This is a genomic window from Janthinobacterium sp. BJB426 (genome assembly GCF_002735705.1).
GTDB lineage: Bacteria > Pseudomonadota > Gammaproteobacteria > Burkholderiales > Burkholderiaceae_D > Janthinobacterium.
Genome location: NZ_PDZL01000068.1, coordinates 1 through 536, shown reverse-complemented (window position 1 = coordinate 536; position 536 = coordinate 1). Strand labels below are relative to the sequence as shown.

Annotated in this window: 1 protein-coding gene; it reads right to left on the bottom strand. The window is 58.0% G+C overall.

Features of this window, described 5'->3' with window-relative positions:
* A partial coding sequence (locus tag CSQ93_RS28580; protein WP_233516399.1) for a GTP-binding protein occupies positions 1–536 on the bottom strand: 536 nt, incomplete at both ends.

Genomic DNA, 536 nt, shown 5'->3' with positions numbered 1-536 from the left:
TGACCTTGATCCAGCAGTTTGCGGAACATTTCCACGCCGGTGCAAGTCGTTTTGACGGTATCGATAATACCGACGATTTCGATCTCTTCGCCGACTTTAACAATGCCGCGCTCGATACGACCGGTTACCACGGTACCGCGACCCGAGATCGAGAACACGTCTTCCACTGGCATCAGGAATGCACCGTCAACAGCGCGCTCTGGCGTTGGGATGTACGAATCGAGGGCATCGGCCAGACGCAGAACCGCGTCAACGCCCATTTCGCCTTCTTTGCCTTCCAGCGCCATACGGGCCGAACCTTTGATGATAGGCACGTCGTCGCCAGGGAACTCATACTTCGACAACAGCTCGCGCACTTCCATTTCGACCAGTTCCAGCAGCTCTGCGTCGTCGACCAGGTCGCACTTGTTCAGGAACACGATGATGTATGGAACGCCAACTTGGCGGGCCAGCAGGATGTGTTCGCGGGTCTGTGGCATTGGGCCGTCAGCTGCGGAGCACACCAGGATCGCGCCGTCCATCTGGGCAGCACCGGT